The sequence below is a fragment of the Oceanobacillus arenosus genome (assembly GCF_003369575.1).
Lineage (GTDB): Bacteria > Bacillota > Bacilli > Bacillales > Amphibacillaceae > Oceanobacillus > Oceanobacillus arenosus.
This window is the reverse complement of the sequence record NZ_PIOC01000001.1, coordinates 266,936-286,592: the sequence shown is the minus strand read 5'-3', so window position 1 is coordinate 286,592 and position 19,657 is coordinate 266,936. Positions and strand designations below refer to the sequence as shown.

Genomic DNA, 19,657 nt, shown 5'->3' with positions numbered 1-19,657 from the left:
CCGCTTATTGTAAGTGTAATCAGTAAATGCTGGAGGTGAATGTTCTTGATCAAATACTTACTCAAACGGATCGGTTACATCATTCTTTCTTTATTTTTAATTATTACGGTTACGTTTATTTTAATGAAGGCCGCTCCTGGTGGTCCATTTGCATCTGAACGGGCATCAACGCCTGCAATCGAAGCACAGATGAATGAGGCATACGGGTTCAATGATCCAATTCATGAACAATATTTTTCCTATCTCATTAATGCCTTCACATTCGATTTTGGTCCATCTTTTAAATATGTTGGACAAGAAGTGACGGAAATCATTGGTAGGAGCTTCCCTTATTCACTGATACTTGGTCTAGAGGCTATCTTTATTGCCATATCGATAGGAGTATTACTAGGGGTTATTGCGGCAGTAAAGCATAATAAATTTGGAGATTATCTAGCAATGGTCATTGCTGTCTTAGGAATTTCTGTCCCAAGCTTCATTATGGCAGCAATCTTACAATATATCTTCGCAATTTATCTTCAGGTTTTACCGATTGCTAGATTCGAATCATTTGCACATACCATATTACCGGCAGCTGCCCTAGCGACGACGCCACTTGCCTTTATCGCAAGATTAATGCGATCGAGTATGCTGGATGTTTTAAATAGAGATTATATTAAAACAGCAAAGTCGAAGGGACTTAGCGAACGAGTTGTTACTTATAAACATGCATTGCGCAATGCGATATTACCAGTTGTCTCCTACTTAGGCCCGCTAGTTGTCTCGATACTTACGGGGAGCTTTATCATTGAGAAGATCTTTGGTATTCCTGGTTTAGGTAGCGAATTCGTTGTAAGTGTAACTAATCGTGATTATACGGTTATTATGGGTACTACCGTCTTTTTCAGTGTTCTTCTGTTGGTTTCAATTTTAATCGTCGATCTTATTTATGGCTTAATTGATCCACGGATTAACGTAACATCGAAAGAGGGGAATAAATAATGGAGCATCGACAATTAAAGGAAATTGACTTCGAACCATTACATTTAAAACAATCGGAAGCAGAGAAAATCGTAGGGGAGAGCACATCATACTGGAAGGATGCTTGGCGCAGATTTAGAAAGAATAAACTAGCATTATTCGGTATTATTATCATTCTATTATTAGCGGTATTGGCCATTATGGGTGGTCCAATTTCTGGGCACAACTACTATGAAAATCAATTATTAGAAGCCAACCAGCCACCATCTGGTACGCATTGGTTTGGGACGGATAATTTAGGGAGAGACGTATTTGCCAGAACATGGTATGGTGCGCAAATTTCCTTATTTATTGGTTTAATGGCCGCCCTGATTGATTTAATAATTGGTGTTATTTGGGGTGCTGTCGCAGGCTTCTTCGGTGGCAAAGTCGATGAAATTCTAATGCGGATTGCGGATGTTTTATACGGTGTACCATATCTATTGGTCGTTATTTTATTATTAGTCGTGTTACCGCAAAATCTTTGGACATTAATCATTGCAATGACGATAACAGGCTGGATAAATATGGCTAGAATTGTCCGTGGACAGGTGATGCAGCTTCGGTCAGAGGAGTTTATTATGGCATCAAGATCGTTAGGGGCAAGTAATACTAGAATATTAAGGAAGCATCTCATACCAAATTCTCTAGGTCCAATTTTAGTTACATTAACATTAACCATTCCAAGTGCGATTTTCACGGAATCATTCTTAAGTTTTCTTGGTATTGGTGTACAAGCCCCATTAGCAAGTTGGGGAACGATGTCGTCAGATGCCCTGCCAGCACTGCAATATTACCCGAATCAGTTATTCTTTCCGGCGGTATTCATTTGCTTAACGATGCTAGCATTTAATGTTATTGGTGATGGTATGAGGGACGCATTGGATCCGAATGAACGCTAATAAAGGGAGGACATATGATGAGTGAAATCTTAGAAGTGAAGGATCTTTCCGTATCGTTTGATACATATGGCTCGGAAGTTAAGGCGGTACGGAATGTTAGTTTTCAATTAATGAAAGGGGAAACACTTGCAATTGTTGGAGAATCTGGTTCCGGCAAAAGTGTGACAGCACAGTCGATTATAAGACTTGTGCCAACGCCACCAGGCAAATTTATCGGTGGAGAAATTCGTTTTAATGGTGAGGATTTACTACAAAAATCAGAAAAACAAATGGAAAGTATTCGTGGAAAAGAAATAAGTATGATTTTTCAAGATCCAATGACATCCTTAAACCCGACGATGACCATTGGCAAGCAAATTGCAGAGGGACTGATGAAACATCAAAATATGTCGAAGAAAGAAGCCCATCTGCGGGGGATTCAATTATTAAAGTTAGTTGGTATTCCAACACCAGAAGTGCGGATTAAACAATATCCACATCAATATTCGGGTGGAATGCGGCAACGGGCAATGATTGCCATCGCCCTCTCCTGTAATCCTAAAATCCTGATTGCTGATGAGCCGACGACTGCACTTGATGTTACCATTCAAGCACAAATTCTTGAATTGATGCGGCAAATACAAGAGGAAATGGGGACAGCGATAATATTAATTACACATGACTTAGGTGTCGTAGCGAATACGGCCACTCGAGTTGCTGTTATGTATGGCGGAAAAATTGTAGAAACGGGCATGGTTGATGAGATATTTTTCGAACCGAAGCATCCATATACATGGGGGTTACTAGGATCCATGCCGAAGCTTGATAAGGAACAGGAAGAGCTCCAGGTTATTCCGGGATCTCCGCCGGATTTAGCCGACCCGCCAACGGGTTGTCCATTTGTAACGCGTTGCCCATATGCAATGAACGTATGTGGAGAACATATGCCTTCTGATACATCTGTTTCCTCAACCCATGAAGCGGCTTGTTGGTTATTAGATGAGCGCGCGCCTAAAGTAGATATCCCTGAATCTGCAATCGTAGGAGGAAACGATATTTATGTCTAATGAGCGAGAAAAACTGCTGGAAATAAAGGATTTGAAAAAGCATTTTAAACTAGACCGAAAGAATGTACTAAAGGCTGTTGACGGGATTACATTTGATATTTATAAAGGGGAAACGTTTGGGCTTGTTGGGGAATCGGGTTGCGGGAAGTCAACTGCAGGACGAGCAATCATGCGATTATACAGTGCAACGGAAGGCAAGATCGAATTCGGTGGAGAGGATGTGCATCAAGCAAAATCGAAAAAGATGTTAAAGGAATTTAATCGATCTATGCAAATGATTTTTCAAGATCCATATGCATCACTGAACCCAAGGATGACGATCAAGGATATTATAGCAGAAGGGATCGATATTCATGCGCTGATTCAATCGCCTAAAGAACGGACCGCTCGTATTAATCAATTATTAGAAATTGTAGGCTTGAATAAGGATCATGGGAATCGTTATCCACACGAATTCAGTGGCGGGCAACGGCAGCGGATTGGTATTGCTCGAGCATTAGCGGTCAGTCCAGAATTCATTGTCGCCGATGAGCCGATTTCAGCGCTTGATGTATCGATACAGGCTCAAGTTGTAAATTTACTGAAAAGGTTACAAAGGGAGCATGGTTTGACCTATCTGTTCATTGCCCATGATCTATCGATGGTAAAGCATATTAGTGATCGTGTCGGGGTGATGTACTTAGGGAAGATGGCGGAAATTGCAAAGAGCGATGAATTGTATCATGAACCATTGCATCCTTATACGCAAGCATTAATTAGTGCTATTCCGATTGCAAATCCAAGAATTGAGCGATCAAGGGAGCGAATTATTCTAGAAGGCGATGTTCCAAGTCCGGTTAATCCACCGAGTGGCTGCAGTTTCCGGACGAGATGCCCACTAGCGATGGATGTCTGCGCAAAGGTAGAACCAACATGGCAAGAATACAAGGAAGAGCATTGGGTCGCATGCCATGTATATGATGAAAATTATAATGCGGAACATAAAGCAAGAGAAAATCAAAAAGTAGAAAGAATCCATGTTTAATAGATATTTTGTAGGACTTTTCTATTACAGAGTCTAGTTTTTTGTGACTTTTGTAATATATCATCTAGAAAACGAGACTTTTATATCAATAATGTTACATTTGTAATATTCTTGCCCAATTTAGTCATTCTTGTAATCGACTCTTAAACCGCCTGTAACTGTATTCGATAGTCTCCTATGTTACTATTGGGTTTGTCAGAAATTTAAGGAGGAACCCAAATGAAGAAATTTGTAGCGGCAATTGCTACTGGGATTATCATTGCTGGCGCAACCGTAACAAGTGCTTCCGCGGAAGAATACGAAGTACAACAAGGTGATAGCCTTTGGGATATTGCAAATGAACATAATACGACTGTAGACGATTTAATAGATATAAATGAACTTAAAGACTCAGTAATTCACCCTAAACAATTAATCTATATTCAAGATAAATATTTAGTACTACCGGGAGATACTTTATCAAGTATTGCGAAGGCGCATAATGTAACATTAAAAGATTTAAGAGGATGGAATGACTTAAGAACAGATTTAATCGTTATTGGTCAAGAGTTATCAATTAAAGGTGGTAATGTAAAGCAAGATGACATAGCGGTAGCGACAGAGTCTAGTAAGCCAGCAACTTCAGATGCAACAGCTAGTGAAGCTAATACACAGAACACTGCATTAGCACAAACACAAGCACCACAGGGTAAAACTATTTCAGTAAAAGCAACAGCATATACAGCAAAATGTGCAGGATGTTCTGGTATAACCTATACAGGTGTTGATCTTAATAAGAATCCAAATGCCAAGGTAATCGCAGTTGATCCTAGCGTTATCCCACTAGGTTCAGAAGTTTTCGTGGAAGGCTACGGATATGCAACAGCTGCTGATATTGGTGGCGCAATTAAAGGCAATAAAATCGACGTACATGTCCCAACAACAGGTGAAGCAACGAATTGGGGCGTACGTACCATTAATGTAACCATCGTTAACTAATGAAATGAATCGTAAAGCCAGCAAAAAGGAAAGCATTGATATAACATGCTTTCCTTTTTTTCTGCTTTCTAAACCTATATATCTATCTTATATTAAGCGATACATTGATTTTCTTAGAATGGTTATTGTCTTGGATTACTTCATCTGGATTATCGGTTAGTTGTCTAAATCCAAAGAAGGCAATACCGATAATAATGAGTGCAAACAGGGTGACTAATACTTTTTTCATCAAACAATGCCTCCAAAAGTTGTTTCTATCCCCATTATAATAAAAAGCGCTCCAATAAACCATTGGGAATTCTTTCAAAAAGGGGAATAACCGTTAGAATTGAAACATAGTAAGAGAATAGGAATCTTTCAATATTCATTTCACTTATTTCAAACACTTTCAAATATTGGGAGGAAAATGATAAATGAATAGTAAGACATTGAATCGGTTTTTAGACGATCGCATTGCTGATTTGCATAAACATGGGCTATATAATGAAATTGATGTCGTACAGGGTGCCAATGGACCAGTTATTATGATTGATGGGCAAGAGAAAGTTAATCTTTCATCGAATAATTATTTAGGTCTAGCTACAGATGAACGCTTGAAAACGGCAGCAAAGCAAGCCATCGATTCCCATGGGGTCGGAGCAGGGGCTGTTCGTACAATAAATGGAACGCTTGATTTACATATCCAACTTGAGCAAAAGCTGGCACAATTTAAGGGAACGGAAGCGGCGATTTCCTATCAATCAGGCTTTAATTGCAATATGGCGGCGATTTCTGCGGTAATGGATAACCATGATGCAATTCTCTCTGATTCACTGAATCACGCCTCAATTATTGATGGATGCCGTCTCTCAAGGGCAACAATTATTCGATATGAACATTCGGACATAAAGGACCTTCGTCAGAAAGCGAAAGCGGCTATTGAATCAGGTGCATATAATAAAATAATGGTTATTACGGATGGCGTATTTTCCATGGATGGAGATATTGCCAAGCTTCCGGAAATCGCTGACATTGCAGAGGAATTTGATTTGATTACTTATGTTGATGATGCACATGGTTCGGGTGTGACGGGGAAGGGTGCTGGTACAGTGAAACAATTCGGACTAGAGAAGCGGATTGATTTCCAAATGGGCACCCTTTCAAAAGCAATCGGTGTTGTCGGTGGTTATGTTGCTGGGAAGGAAAATCTAATCAACTGGTTAAAAGCACGCTCACGCCCCTTTTTGTTTTCAACCGCAATATCTCCCGCTGACGCGCTTGCGAGTACAGAAGCGCTTGAAATCTTAATGAATAGTACTGAATTGAATGAGCTACTATGGGAAAATGGCAATTATTTAAAAGTAAAATTAGGAAATTTAGGGTTCAACATCGGCAATAGCGAAACACCAATCACCCCATGTATTATTGGTGACGAAAAACAGTCGCAGGAATTTAGTAAACGATTATTTGAAGAAGGAGTATATGCAAAGGCAATTGTTTTTCCAACAGTACCAAGAGGAACGGGACGTGTTCGCAATATGCCAACAGCCGCACATACAAAAGAAATGTTAGATAAGGCAATTACAGTGTATGAAAAGGTCGGGAAAGCGTTAGGGATCATTTAGTAGATCATCCTGTAAGACAAAAAGGGGTAAGTGGAATGAAGAAGATACTGGTAACTGGTGCACTCGGGCAAATCGGGTCAGAGCTCGTCGAGAAGCTCCGTGAAACGTATGGGACTGCAAATGTTATTGCGACAGATATCCGTGCAAATGATGCTGCTCTTGCAAAGGCAAAAGGTCCATTTGAACTGGTCGATGTAATGGATGAAGCGGGGATTTTCTCCATTGCAAAGAATTACCAAGTGGATACGATCATCCATTTAGCGTCCTTGTTATCTGCAAAGGCGGAAATAACACCAAGGCTCGCATGGAATGTCAATATGGGGGGCTTGATTAATGCATTACAGGTTGCGAGAGTGCTGGATTTGCAATTCTTTACACCAAGTTCAATTGGCGCGTTTGGTCCGTCTACACCGAAATATCATACACCGCAGGATACGTTGCAACGTCCAACAACGATGTATGGTTTGAGCAAGGTCGCAGGAGAATTATTATGTGATTATTATTTTAAACGATATGGTGTCGATTCACGTGGTCTACGTTTTCCTGGGTTAATTTCCTATGCTGCACCACCCGGTGGGGGAACGACCGATTATGCGGTAGATATTTATTATGGCGCAGTAAAAGAGCAAGCATACACATCCTATATTGCTGAAGGTACTGCGATGGATATGATGTATATGCCCGATGCATTAAATGCAATTATTACGCTAATGGAGGCAAATCCCGAGAAACTTATGCACCGTAATGCGTACAATGTTTCCGCATTCTCCGCTGGGCCCGAAGACTTCGCTGCTATGATCCGGAAATATATCCCTACGTTTACGCTAAATTTTGAAGTCGACCCGATTAGACAAAACATCGCCGAAAGCTGGCCAAACGCCATTGATTCATCCGCAGCAGTAAATGAATGGGGATTTAAGTCGAAATATGATTTAGCAAAGACGACAAAGGAGATGCTAGAGAAAATTAGTGTGAAGCTAGGAATGTAGCAGTAAAGTATTTTCAACCCCGCCTCCAACCTAAAATATAAAAAAATACGCCCTCCAATGGAAGAGCGCATATTCCGCTATTAAACAGCATACATCTTGCTTATTTGTTTTTGAATATCTTTGTCTTGCACGTATTCATCATAACTGATTTCTTTATCAATAATGCCGCTTGGTGTGATTTCAATTAGACGATTCGCGATACTATTTACAAATTGATGGTCATGTGACGTAAAGAGAATCGAACCCTTAAATTTAATCAGACCATTGTTCAAGGATGTGATTGATTCAAGATCCAGATGGTTTGTTGGCTCATCAAGGACTAATACATTCGCACTTGAAAGCATCATTTTCGAAAGCATGCAACGAACTTTCTCTCCACCGGATAATACACTTGCCTTTTTCAGTGCTTCTTCACCAGAGAATAACATTCTACCTAAGAATCCACGTAAGAAGGTTTCCGTTTGCTCATCAGGTGATGAATACTGACGCAACCAGTCAACTAGTGAGAGCTGATTATTTTCGAAGAACTCACTGTTGTCTTTCGGGAAATACGATTGAGAAGTTGTAACGCCCCATTTATAAGAACCAGAATCAGGCTCAAGTTCGCCAGTTAGGATTTTGAATAAAGTTGATTTTGCAATATCATCCTGACCTAGAAAGGCTACCTTGTCGTCTTTATTAATAATGAAGCTAATGTTATCTAGTACTTTCTTACCACCGATTGTTTTCGTGAGTCCTTCGACACGTAATAAATCATTCCCGATTTCGCGTTCAGGAGTAAAAGCAATATAAGGATATTTACGTGAGGATGGTCTAATATCATCAAGTGTAATATTATCTAACATCTTCTTACGAGAGGTTGCTTGTTTTGATTTCGATGCGTTTGCACTAAAGCGGGCTACGAAGGCTTGTAGTTCTTTAATCTTTTCTTCCTTCTTCTTGTTTGCATCTTGTGCCATTTGTGTTGCAAGCTGACTAGATTCATACCAGAAATCATAGTTACCTACATAGATTTGAATTTTACCAAAATCAACATCGGCAATATGTGTACAAACCTTATTTAAGAAGTGACGGTCATGGGAGACGACAATAACGGTATTCTGGAAATTGATTAGGAATTCCTCTAACCACTGGATTGCTTGTAGATCAAGTCCGTTTGTCGGCTCATCAAGCAGTAGAATATCCGGATTACCGAAGAGGCTTTGTGCTAGCAATACCTTTACTTTTTCGTCTTCTGGCAATTCGCTCATTTTCTTCGTATGAAGGGATTCGCCAATGCCAAGACCTTTTAATAAAATCGCTGCATCTGATTCCGCTTCCCATCCGTTCATTTCTGCGAATTCACCTTCAAGCTCAGCTGCACGCATACCATCTTCCTCAGAGAAGTCCGCTTTCATGTAAATCGCATCTTTCTCTTGCTTTACTTTATATAATTTCTCAAAGCCGATTAATACGGTATCCAATACTTCATGATCTTCAAAGGCAAAGTGATCCTGTTTCAACATCGTTAGTCGCTCACCAGGAGACATGGAAACATTTCCAGTCTGTGGTTCAACCTCACCGGATAATACCTTTAGAAAAGTGGACTTTCCAGCCCCATTTGCACCTATGACACCATAACAGTTCCCAGGAGTGAATTTTAAATTAACATCTTCAAAGAGCTTCTTGTCACCATATCGTAAACTAACATTATTTACAGTTATCATAACTAATTATATCCTCCAATAAAATAAATAGTAATCAACGTTAGCTTACGTCATTTGTAAGGCTTCGTCAATGTAAAACTGTAATCTATTATAATAGGAAGTGATTTTTCAACTAAATTTATTATAAAATTTACAATTTTTAGTGTCTAGTAGAAAATAATGCTATATTTTTGAGTGAAGATGTGAGAAAATGAACTTCTATCCAATAGATTGGGGAAGGAGTGAATTGGATGCAGGAAAGAACAATCTATTTCCTGTTCACCGATACAGGAACCGTGTTATCTAGAACAATCCATTATTGTACGAAAACATCCTATAACCATGTTTCTATTAGCAATGACCGCGCATTAAAGGATGTATACAGCTTTGGTCGCAAAAATCCAAACAACCCATTTATTGGTGGATTTGTAAAAGAAGATATTCATAGTGAATTCTTTAAGAAATCTCAGAGTGCCATTTATCGTTATCAGCTTAGTGAAGCGGAATATCAATCGATAATCCGTAACATTGAAGAAATAGAAGCTAGAAAACATGATTATAAATATAATTTCATTGGTCTTTTCGGTATTTTATTGCAAATCGAGATTAAACGTAAGAATGCTTTCTTCTGTTCGCAATTCGTCGCGACGGTTCTAAAGGATTTAGAGAAATTTCAATTTGGCAAGCCTGCAAGTTTAACCACTCCAACTGATCTTCGTATGATCGAAGGTATGCAATTAGTTTATCAAGGAAGGTTAGAGGATTATCGTCCAAATCATGCAATTGAAGAAAGAAAGCTAGTCATTGGTGATCAGATTTCACCTAAGCAATCATTTACATTTTTCTTATCTAATACAGTGAAACGCTTCGTGATAAAGTAACTAGAGTTCAAGCCACGTCCGGCTCCAGCGCCCAGCAACTAGCATACTTCACACTCTCCATTACGATAAGTCAACATCGATTCCGGTACTTAAGGAAGGCCGACTAAAAGCAGGCTTCGCCAACGTCGGCATACCCCTAAAGTGAAGGGGCATGTTTCCTATATCTCATTGTGGAGTGCTCCAGTTTGTACGTTGCTGGACGGGCGCTTACGCCTTTGCTTGCTCATCAATCAATCCCAAATGATTGATAGGGTACATTAATTTTAAATACTAAGTTATTAGCTCCCATGTCGATACGTTCCACGGCAATATGGAAGTTGCTTTTCATCTCCATTTCCGTCACACCAAGATAGATTGCTTCGTCACTTGGGATTATTGTAACCCATTCAGGCATCGATAAATATTCTTTCATGAATTCCATGATGATTTTATTAGGTAATTCCAGTAATCCAACAGAAATCGAGCGTAGCTTTAATATAATATCGCCATTTTCCTGTACAAGTGGTTCAAGATGGGCGGCGAGCGGAACAGTGGTTGAGAAAACAGGTAGTTCGCCAATTAGTTGTACATCATCTTCAAGAGAAACCTGATATTGATGTTCGGAACCCTTCTGGAGCTGCGTGAGATAAGTATTAATTAAATCATTTAAGTTTTCCTTTGTTGTTCGCACGAAGAATTCGGAGCTTGCTTCTTCCCTAATCCCCTCATTTAAAGCAATATCTCCCCGAGATCCAGGCCAAAAAATAAGGACAGTAAATATTATGATAAGGGCAATATTTAGAGAGAGAAGGCCATAAAACAGGGTTTTCCATTTATTTTTCTCTTTCAAACGCTGGTTTCGAGTGGACATGTTCTTCATCCTTCTCTTTTGTAATATACGCTAAGACACGAGTTGCAATTCGGTGATAGCCAATGTAATTTGGATGAAAGTTATCCTCTGCCAATAGATTAATCTCCTCGTCCTGGAATATATCATCTGTAGGGATAAACGTAAGATTGCTATATCGTTCAGCAATAAGCCTTGTCGTATTATTCCATGATTCGATGATCAAATTCAGTTCCTTAATGTCGGAAAAGTATTGTTCAAACGGGTTATAAAAACCGATTAGATATATTTTTGAACTTGGGTTTAATTCTTGAATCTGTTCGACAATGCGGATTACATTCGCCCCAAATTCCATTTGTTTTGGGGCAAAGTCTTCAATCTGCAAATCTGCAATATTGTCTCTTACTACGTGTAGTATATCATTTGCGCCTATCGTAATTAAAACGATATTCGAATCTTTGATAGCGGTAAAGACTTCCTCTTTATTTAATTGCTTAAGCAGTTGTGCCGAACTTATCCCGCGTTTGCCAAAATTATTGAACGTCGCGATTTGATAATTCTCATTAAGGATACGATCAAGAATACCAACATACCCACCACTTTTAGTCGTGTCACCGAATCCTTCAGTTAGTGAATCGCCAACAGCAACAATCTTTGTTTCATGATTCGGAAGAGCATCAATTGTCCATTGAAAAGCCTCGATAATTTTATCTGGAAGGGCAACTTCTTTATGTTCTTTGTTGTCTTCTTCAGGTACTTCCTTTTCAAAGGGTTTCTTATAGACCACTTGTTGTTCTTTTTGTGGAGAAATAATAGCGTTATGCTGTTCTAGTTCCGTACGATTTAGAAAATAAATCATACTAACACCTATTGTAAAAGCAAATATAATAAAAAATAGGAACATTCTTTTCATCTAATCACACCTATACATAACTAGTATATATTATGAAAAAAATTTGCTAGATGACTTCATTATAAAGTAGATTTCCATAATGTATATATTAATATTGTAATCAATATTAATGTAAGTTAAACACAGTCAAATAAAAAAGTTATTATACCTTCTTAACTACAAATAAAATGCCCCCAAGGAAAGGGGACATCTTATAAAAGGCATAACCCATATGGAGTTAATCGACTTAGACAAATTCAATCAAACGTTTGATTGAATTCCTAAGATAGGCAACTGACTTTAGTAAAGAACATTTATCCCGCATGTAACGGGCAGTAAGACCTCACTGAATGAAGTTTCACTTTATCCGATAGGAAACTATCTAAATCATACACCAATCGTTACATTCGTGGATTGCCCTCTTGTTTTTACCGATTCTTCATAAATTTCCTTATTGCTAATTACGGTAATCCCGGCTGCCTTAGCATGCTCAATTGTGTTATCTGCATTCGTAAGATGTTCCACCCAAAGGATTTTTCCTTGTTTATTAATGATTTGTTCGATAGTCGAGTTCGGTAAGTTGCCATCAGCAGTCCATACAGCGTCAACTTCAACCGAAATGTCTGCTAATGTTTGATTACTCGTGTTTTCTCCGAAAGGAATAATTTGATATCCAGATGCAGCTAATTTTTGGGTCGCATTATTTATTTGCCCAAACGTAGCAATAACTTTCTTGCGAATTCCTGCTTCATCACGATCAAATGGGGAGGAGAGCAACCATTTAATGGCATCTTCTTCTGTTACTTTCAAAGTAGGAGTTTCCCCAACAGCAAGGGCAATTGCCTGATCCAAATCTGCTAATGTATCCTTTGTTGACTCAAGACCGATTGATAAACGAATTAATTCCTCAGTTACGCCACTTTTCTTTAAGTCCTCTGCACTCAATTGCTGATGGGTAGTCGATGCTGGGTGAATAATTAAAGATTTTGCGTCGCCGACATTGGCTACATGGGACCATAGCTTAACATTGTCGATTAATTGCCTTCCTGCATCTCTGCCGCCTTTAATCCCGAATGTAATGATTGAACCGAATCCATTCGTGAAGTATTTCTTCGCAAGGTTATGTGATGGGTGATTCTCTAAACCAGGGAAATTAACCCACTCGACTGCTGGATGTGCATCCAAGTAATTTGCAACCTCTAACGCATTTTTGCTATGTCTTTCAATCCGTAAATTTAATGTCTCCAATCCTTGTAGTAATAAGAATGCGCTTTGCGGACTTAGACTTGCTCCAATATCTCGAAGAAGCTGTACACGTAATTTTGTGGCAAATGCAGCTGCGCCAACATCAACATAACGAAGCCCATTATAGCTCGCATCTGGCTCTGTGAAGCCAGGGAATCGTTCGCTATCCCAATTGAAGCGTCCACCATCAACTACAACGCCACCAATTGTTGTACCATGTCCGCCAATCCACTTAGTAGCGGAATGGACAACAATATCAGCACCCCATGCAATTGGTTTTGCAATATAAGGTGCAAACGTGTTATCAATAATCAATGGAATTCCATTTTCATGTGCAATTTCAGCAATTGTCTCTACATCAAATACGTATAGACTAGGATTCGTGATGATCTCGCCAAAAAATGCCTTGGTTTTATCTGTTATTGCTGCTCGAAAGCTTTCAGGATCTGTTCCATCAACGAATTTTACTGTAATACCGTAACGTGGCAATGTAGTAGCAAAAAGATTATACGTTCCACCATATAAATTACTATCGGCAATTATTTCGTCACCAGCTCCAGCAATATTTAAAATTGCTAGTGTGATTGCTGCCATTCCGGATGATGTTGCAACCGCACCAATACCATCTTCCAGCAATGCGACACGTTGTTCAAAAGCATCAACAGTTGGATTCATAATCCGTGAATAAATATTTCCAGATTCTGTTAAGCCAAAAAGATTTTGAGCGTGTTCAGTGTCACGGAATACATAAGAAGTAGTTTGATAGATTGGTACCGCACGTGCACCTGTTGCCGGATCGGGAACCTGACCACCATGAAGTAAAATTGTTTCTGGATTTTGCAAATGAAATTGAGACATGCATAATTCCTCCTTTTATTTTAAAAATATAGCGTCTGGAGAAGGGGGAAAATAAAAAACCCCCTTCCTAAGAAGAGGGCGAATGCGCAAACCGGTCCTCCTCTTATCTACCAGATCACGGGTGACCTGTAGGATTTGGCACCGTAATAAATTAGAAAGTCTAACTTAAAGGTTGCCGGGCTTCAAAGGGCCTATTCCCTCCACCGCTCTTGATAAGAGATTCAATTATCTAAATTATAAATTAGTATAAACGTGTTACTTGATAATGTCAATTGTTTTATCCGATAATTCAAATTACCGGTTGCGAATTGGTCGACGGTACGCGGATAACATGTAAATAATTAATGCTGACCATATAAATAGGAATGCGACTAAATGTGCACTTGTAAAGGTTTCATTGTAAAGAAAAACACCTAAAATTAACATAATTGTTGGACTGAAATATTGCAAAAAGCCAATCATGGAGAGTGGAATATGTTTTGCCCCAACTGCAAACAGTAATAGTGGGACAGCAGTTACGATGCCACCACCCATTAAGGTCATATTCGTTACGATGGTTGGGTTCATAAAGCTGAAGCTTTGTTCCGGTAATAGGAGTAAATAGATCAAAGCAATCGGGGTCACAATCATTGTTTCAATTGTTAAACTGAACATTGCACTTATATTCACCATCTTTTTAAGTAGACCATAAAAAGCAAATGAAAATGCTAGAAGTAATGATACCCATGGAAAGACACCGAAGCTAAAGGTTAAATACAGAACACCAAATGCTGCAAGGACAAAGGATAATATCTGTCTCCTTGTCAGCTTTTCCTTCATGACAATAACACCTAGTAAAATGCTAATCAACGGATTGATGTAATAACCGAGACTCGCTTGGATGACATGCTCACTATTTACCGCCCAAATAAATGTTAGCCAATTGATGCTAATTAGAATGGAAGCAAGCGTGATGCCAACTAGTTGCTTCCGATCATGGATCATTTGTTTACATGCTTGAATAAAGCTTGACCAATTTCGGGTCACCAGTACGAGGATAAGCATGAAGACAAACGACCAAATAATCCGATGTGCTAAAATCTCCCCCGCAGGCACATCATCAACTAGCTTCCAGTATATTGGCAAGAACCCCCAAAGAATATATGCACTAATCGTATAAATGATTCCGAGCTTAAACTGTTCTGTATTCATATGTATGACACTTCCTCATTAATAGTAAGTTTATTTTAGAACGAATTTAGAAATTAGGCAAAAATTCAGTATCAACTGAGACAAAATGCACCTTTTGGTAGTAATTTATTTTACTTTGGTGATGATAAGCAGTATTAATTAGAAAACTTAGGTTTAACCAAGCCTTTCGGTGACAGCCATAGTTGCACATATGTAGTAAGAAAGTCGATATACTTTATTAACTACAAAAATTTTACCTTATAAGAAGGTTCTGTGCTATATTTTAGTAGTATCATTTGGTATAGTTCTTTATAGGTAGAGGGGGTTCACGATGGGAATACTAACATATTTATTAGGAACGATCATTATATTAAATATCGCACTAGGTATTTCTATTGTATTTCTCGAACGAAAGGATCCAACTTCTACATGGGCATGGTTGATGGTTCTCATGTTTATCCCGATTTTAGGATTTATTCTCTATTTGATTTTTGGTAAGCCGATAAGTGGCAGTCGTATTTTTACTTGGGATAAGAAGACGAGAATTGAAGTGAAAACAACGGTACAGTCCCAGCTTCGAGCGCTGGAAGAGAAACGTTTTGAATTTAAAGATGAAGAAATCAATCATTTCTCTGATTTGGTATATTTACATCTTCGCAATGATGATGCTATTTTTACACAAGATAATCAAGTTATTATTTACACAGATGGAAATGAAAAATTCGATGCACTAATCCAGGATTTGCAAAAGGCGAAGGACCATATTCACCTGTTATACTATACGATTCGACATGATGAGCTTGGACAGAGGATTGCGGATGTCTTGATTAAAAAGGTCAATGAAGGTGTCCAGGTTCGTGTGTTATACGATGATTTGGGATCAAGGTCAATGAAACGTAGTTATGTAAAACGGTTAAGACGTGCTGGAGTACAGGTTGAAGCTTTCTTCCCATCAAAAATTGCAAAAATTAATTTCAAAATTAATTACCGAAACCATCGGAAGTTAGCAATTATCGATGGAAGGATCGGTTATATCGGTGGGTTTAATATCGGTGATGAGTATCTTGGTAAATATAAAAGGTTTGGGTATTGGCGTGATACCCATTTACGTGTTGTTGGGCAGGCGGTTCAGAATATGCAAGCAAGATTTGTATTAGACTGGAACCAGGCTTCTAGGGATCATATTTTATATGAGGATCGTTATTATGATGCGGTTTCTGCTGGAAATGTTGGTCTGCAAATTGTCTCAAGCGGCCCAGATACGGAATGGGAACAAATTAAGAATGGCTATATCAAAATGATTTTATCAGCGAAAAAGTATATCTACATTCAAACGCCATACTTTATTCCCGATGAAAGTCTCCGGGATGCGTTAAGAATTGCGGCGTTATCCGGTGTTGATGTTAAAATCATGATTCCAAACAAACCGGATCATCCATTTGTATACTGGGCGACCTTGTCAAATAGTGGTGATTTATTGAATGCAGGGGCAGAGGTATACATTTATCAAAATGGATTCCTTCACGCGAAGACCATCGTCGTAGATGGTAAGATTGCATCGGTAGGTACGGCGAATATTGATGTTCGCAGCTTCCGTTTAAATTTTGAAGTGAATGCATTTATTTATGATGAAAATACTGCAGAAAGTTTAGCACTTGCTTTTCAGGATGATATTAGATTATCAACGCAAATGACGCGGAAATTATATGAAAGACGTTCACTTGGTATCCGTTTTAAAGAGTCGATATCACGATTAATTTCGCCGGTTTTATGAGGACATTTTAAATTCAGCTCAGTAGAGAAGTTGATATTCACTTAAAAGGTTACATTGCTTTACTTCAGTTAACCACGTTTGTAAGTGGTAAGCCGCTCTTTTATATGTGATTTTTCCAACCCCAGCGAAAGAAATACACGGAGACTTCTGCGGGAAGAAGAGCCTAGGTGAGACAACGAAGTGCGATAGCGCGAGTTGGCTCACCAGCTCTCCTAAGATGCTCGTAGTGTATTTCTGTAGCGGTAAGCCTGTGAGCAAATCATCATTCTAAACTAGTCCGCAGTTATATTAATAACAAAAAACTTACAAAATGAGCATATATAAAAGAAATAATAGATGAGGAGAAATTATATGTTGGAACCAAAATCATGTGCAAATTCATTAGCAGTAAAAACGACGCAGGTTTTCCCGCCAGACACGAATATCCATGGAACTTTATTTGGGGGAAGACTGCTTGCACATATTGATGATGTTGCATCGATTGCAGCAATTAAGCATGCTAGACAGCCCGTCGTAACAGCGTCAACGGATTCGGTCGATTTTCTCGCACCAGTAAAGGTTGGACATTCGATTACGATTGAGGCATTCGTGACGTGGACACATCGCACATCGATGGAGGTCTTCGCGAAGGTAATAACTGAAAATCTGCTAACAGAGGAAAAAAGGGTATGTAATACTGCGTTTTTAACTTTTGTTGCAATCGACGAGAACGGCAAACCAGTTCCTGTTCCACCGGTTTATCCTGAAACAGAGCTAGAAAAAATGCTATATGAAAGTGGCCCTGATCGAGCGCAGCAGCGAAGAGATCGGAAAAATAGATCAAAAGAGCTTGCAAATGAATTAGGTGCAGACTTTCTGTGGAAGAAGGAAAAATAAGTCGAAGGGGAAGTTGGATAAGTATATCTGTATTTTCCCAATAAAAAAGGGCTGCATTTTAAAGCAGTCCTTAAGGTTGTTATGCTTCATCCTTGGCAACCTCTTCAGGAGTAACGTGCTGATCCGCCCATAGTTGAATTTCTTTGATTACCGGTTCTAATTCTCTCCCTTTCTCCGATAATGAGTACTCAATTCGAACTGGAAATTCAGAATAGATATTTCGTTCGACGATCCCTTCCTTTTCAAGCATTTTTAAGCGATCGGAGAGTAATCTACCACTGATAGGTAAGTCTGCTTCCATCTCTGAAAAACGCTTTGTACCATTTAACAAGTCAAACAAAATTAGTCCAACCCAGCGTGTACTAAGCAGCCCCATCGCTTTTTCAAAACGGGGACATAAGTTAAATTCCTCCATTATGTTCACCTCACTTTAGATTCATTTCCGTCTATATAATGGAATATCTCTTTATAACTAATTACAATAAGTAACTTAATAATATTTTAACACAAAGTTTACTATTCGTAAATAAGCGTACTTTATTCTCTACGCTACAAAAATGGAATAAATCTTTGGTAATTTCCCTCTAACTGTGACAGAATAAAGCGATGTAATTTTTATTTTGGAGGTATAGACATGGTAGAACAACAAATATTGGAAAAATACGCAGAACTAGCATTACGTACAGGCGTTAATTTACAAAAAGGACAAGCATTGATGATTAATGCAACGATTGAAGGATCAGACTTCGCTAAAATTGTTGTCCGTAAAGCATATGAATTAGGTGCAAGTGATGTCCATATTAATTGGGCAGATGATGAATTAACATTATTAAAATACGAAAATGCGCCAGATGAGGTAATTGCAGATTATCCTGACTGGAAGGTTGCGTTACACGATACATATGCAGAAGCAGGAGCTGCAGTGTTAAGCATTCGCTCTACTAACCCGGATTTATTACAAAATATTGATCCAGCTCTTGTTGCAAAGGCAAATAAAGCAAGCGCAGAAAAAATGAAGAATTTCCGCTCTTATACGATGAATGATCGAATCCCATGGTCGATTATTTCGATTCCTACTGGAGATTGGGCACAGAAAATTTTCCCGGACAAATCTCGTGAAGATGCTGTAGCAAGCTTATGGGACGCTATTCTAAAAATTGTTCGTGTTGATCAAGATAATCCAATGGCAGCATGGGATGCACATAATGCAACATTGAAAACTGCACGTGAAGTCTTAAATGATCGAAACTACAAAAAGCTCGTATTTAAATCACCAGGTACAGATTTGGAAATTGAGCTTCCGGAGGGACATATTTGGAAGGGTGGATCAGCGCAAGCGGAAACAGGTGTTATGTTTAATCCAAATATGCCAACAGAAGAAGTATTTACAATGCCACATAAATATCATGTTAATGGAACGGTTGCAAGTACGAAGCCACTAAATTACGGTGGAAGCATTATTGATAATTTCAGCCTGACGTTTAAGGATGGAAAAGTGGTTGATTTTAAAGCGGAACAAGGAGAAGAAGTACTGAGCCATCTATTGGATGCGGATGAAGGTGCACGTAGAATTGGCGAAATTGCTCTCGTGCCGGATGAATCTCCAGTATCGCAATCGGGATTGATTTTCTACAATACATTATTTGACGAGAATGCTTCTTGCCATATTGCTTTAGGAAAAGCATACCCAACCAATCTAAAAGGTGGGGCAGCAATGAACGGGGAAGAATTGGATAAACATGGCGTGAATGACAGCTTAATCCACGTTGACTTTATGATTGGTTCAGATCAATTGGATATTGATGGTGTGAATCAGGATGGAACGACAGAAGCTGTTTTTCGTAATGGGACTTGGGCGCTTGATATTAAAGGATAAGCAGATAAAATTCTTAGTGAAATGTGATCAGG

General features: G+C 38.9%; 18 protein-coding genes and 1 riboswitch. Of the genes, 11 read left to right on the top strand and 7 right to left on the bottom strand.

Going from position 1 to position 19,657, the window contains the following annotated elements; all coding sequences use genetic code 11:
* Positions 1–45 precede the first annotated feature (45 nt).
* The 5 genes from CWR48_RS01200 (at position 46) to CWR48_RS01180 (ending at position 4,949) form a co-directional block, all read left to right on the top strand.
* Entirely contained in the window at positions 46–981 is a 936-nt protein-coding gene (locus CWR48_RS01200; RefSeq protein WP_115771210.1) for an ABC transporter permease, read from the top strand.
* Positions 981–1,901 carry an ABC transporter permease gene (locus tag CWR48_RS01195; protein WP_115771209.1) on the top strand — a complete coding sequence of 307 codons (921 nt, stop codon included), beginning with the start codon at positions 981–983 and terminating at the stop codon, positions 1,899–1,901. The genes CWR48_RS01200 and CWR48_RS01195 overlap by 1 nt, the downstream gene beginning before the upstream one ends.
* Positions 1,902–1,918: 17 nt before the next feature.
* Positions 1,919–2,947, top strand: a complete 1,029-nt coding sequence (locus CWR48_RS01190; protein WP_115771208.1) for an ABC transporter ATP-binding protein — start codon at positions 1,919–1,921, stop codon at positions 2,945–2,947.
* Entirely contained in the window at positions 2,940–3,971 is a 1,032-nt protein-coding gene (locus tag CWR48_RS01185) for an ABC transporter ATP-binding protein (protein WP_115771207.1), read from the top strand. The genes CWR48_RS01190 and CWR48_RS01185 overlap by 8 nt, the downstream gene beginning before the upstream one ends.
* A 219-nt stretch (positions 3,972–4,190) precedes the next feature.
* Positions 4,191–4,949 carry a LysM peptidoglycan-binding and 3D domain-containing protein gene (locus CWR48_RS01180; protein WP_115771206.1) on the top strand — a complete coding sequence of 253 codons (759 nt, stop codon included), beginning with the start codon at positions 4,191–4,193 and terminating at the stop codon, positions 4,947–4,949.
* Positions 4,950–5,031: 82 nt separating this feature from the next.
* Here the strand turns inward: CWR48_RS01180 and CWR48_RS20250 are convergent, their stop codons facing one another.
* A complete protein-coding gene (locus CWR48_RS20250) occupies positions 5,032–5,178 on the bottom strand; it encodes a hypothetical protein (protein ID WP_170140657.1) in 147 nt (48 codons plus the stop codon).
* A 184-nt stretch (positions 5,179–5,362) separates the two neighbouring features.
* On the opposite strand from CWR48_RS20250, the gene CWR48_RS01175 reads away from it, so the two are divergent.
* Together CWR48_RS01175 and CWR48_RS01170 are read left to right on the top strand one after the other, a co-directional pair.
* The gene (locus CWR48_RS01175) at positions 5,363–6,553 is read left to right on the top strand and encodes a glycine C-acetyltransferase (protein WP_115771205.1); all 1,191 of its coding nucleotides are present in this window, start codon (positions 5,363–5,365) and stop codon (positions 6,551–6,553) included.
* A 35-nt stretch (positions 6,554–6,588) separates the two neighbouring features.
* Positions 6,589–7,542 (top strand): NAD-dependent epimerase/dehydratase family protein, encoded by a 954-nt coding sequence (locus CWR48_RS01170; protein ID WP_115771204.1) that lies wholly within the window; start codon positions 6,589–6,591, stop codon positions 7,540–7,542.
* Positions 7,543–7,622: 80 nt separating this feature from the next.
* Here CWR48_RS01170 and CWR48_RS01165 read toward each other — a convergent pair whose 3' ends face one another.
* Positions 7,623–9,248, bottom strand: coding sequence for an ABC-F family ATP-binding cassette domain-containing protein (locus CWR48_RS01165; protein WP_115771203.1), 1,626 nt, complete (start codon positions 9,246–9,248; stop codon positions 7,623–7,625).
* A 230-nt stretch (positions 9,249–9,478) separates the two neighbouring features.
* On the opposite strand from CWR48_RS01165, the gene CWR48_RS01160 reads away from it, so the two are divergent.
* Entirely contained in the window at positions 9,479–10,108 is a 630-nt protein-coding gene (locus CWR48_RS01160) for a hypothetical protein (RefSeq protein ID WP_115771202.1), read from the top strand.
* Positions 10,109–10,334: 226 nt separating this feature from the next.
* Here CWR48_RS01160 and CWR48_RS01155 read toward each other — a convergent pair whose 3' ends face one another.
* From CWR48_RS01155 to rarD, 4 genes are all read right to left on the bottom strand, one after another.
* Complete coding sequence (locus tag CWR48_RS01155; RefSeq protein ID WP_115771201.1) at positions 10,335–10,958, bottom strand: YpmS family protein; 624 nt, start codon at positions 10,956–10,958, stop codon at positions 10,335–10,337.
* Entirely contained in the window at positions 10,921–11,847 is a 927-nt protein-coding gene (locus CWR48_RS01150; protein ID WP_115771200.1) for an SGNH/GDSL hydrolase family protein, read from the bottom strand. The genes CWR48_RS01155 and CWR48_RS01150 overlap by 38 nt, the downstream gene beginning before the upstream one ends.
* A 366-nt stretch (positions 11,848–12,213) precedes the next feature.
* On the bottom strand, positions 12,214–13,929 hold the full coding sequence (locus tag CWR48_RS01145) for a PLP-dependent aspartate aminotransferase family protein (RefSeq protein ID WP_115771199.1): 1,716 nt from the start codon (positions 13,927–13,929) through the stop codon (positions 12,214–12,216).
* Between the two features lie 100 nt (positions 13,930–14,029).
* A riboswitch (SAM riboswitch) is annotated at positions 14,030–14,148 on the bottom strand.
* A 75-nt stretch (positions 14,149–14,223) separates the two neighbouring features.
* Positions 14,224–15,120, bottom strand: a complete 897-nt coding sequence (rarD, locus tag CWR48_RS01140) for an EamA family transporter RarD (protein ID WP_115771198.1) — start codon at positions 15,118–15,120, stop codon at positions 14,224–14,226.
* Between the two features lie 310 nt (positions 15,121–15,430).
* Between rarD and cls the strand changes: the two genes are divergently transcribed.
* Together cls and CWR48_RS01130 are read left to right on the top strand one after the other, a co-directional pair.
* Entirely contained in the window at positions 15,431–16,873 is a 1,443-nt protein-coding gene (cls, locus tag CWR48_RS01135) for a cardiolipin synthase (RefSeq protein ID WP_115771197.1), read from the top strand.
* A gap of 354 nt (positions 16,874–17,227) precedes the next feature.
* Positions 17,228–17,749: an acyl-CoA thioesterase gene (locus CWR48_RS01130; protein WP_115771343.1), complete on the top strand. Its 522-nt coding sequence runs from the start codon at positions 17,228–17,230 to the stop codon at positions 17,747–17,749.
* A 79-nt stretch (positions 17,750–17,828) separates the two neighbouring features.
* Here the strand turns inward: CWR48_RS01130 and CWR48_RS01125 are convergent, their stop codons facing one another.
* Positions 17,829–18,164: a winged helix-turn-helix transcriptional regulator gene (locus tag CWR48_RS01125; protein WP_115771196.1), complete on the bottom strand. Its 336-nt coding sequence runs from the start codon at positions 18,162–18,164 to the stop codon at positions 17,829–17,831.
* Between the two features lie 219 nt (positions 18,165–18,383).
* Here CWR48_RS01125 and CWR48_RS01120 point away from each other — a divergent pair, with 219 nt between their 5' ends.
* A complete protein-coding gene (locus CWR48_RS01120) occupies positions 18,384–19,625 on the top strand; it encodes an aminopeptidase (RefSeq protein ID WP_115771195.1) in 1,242 nt (413 codons plus the stop codon).
* Positions 19,626–19,657 lie beyond the last annotated feature (32 nt).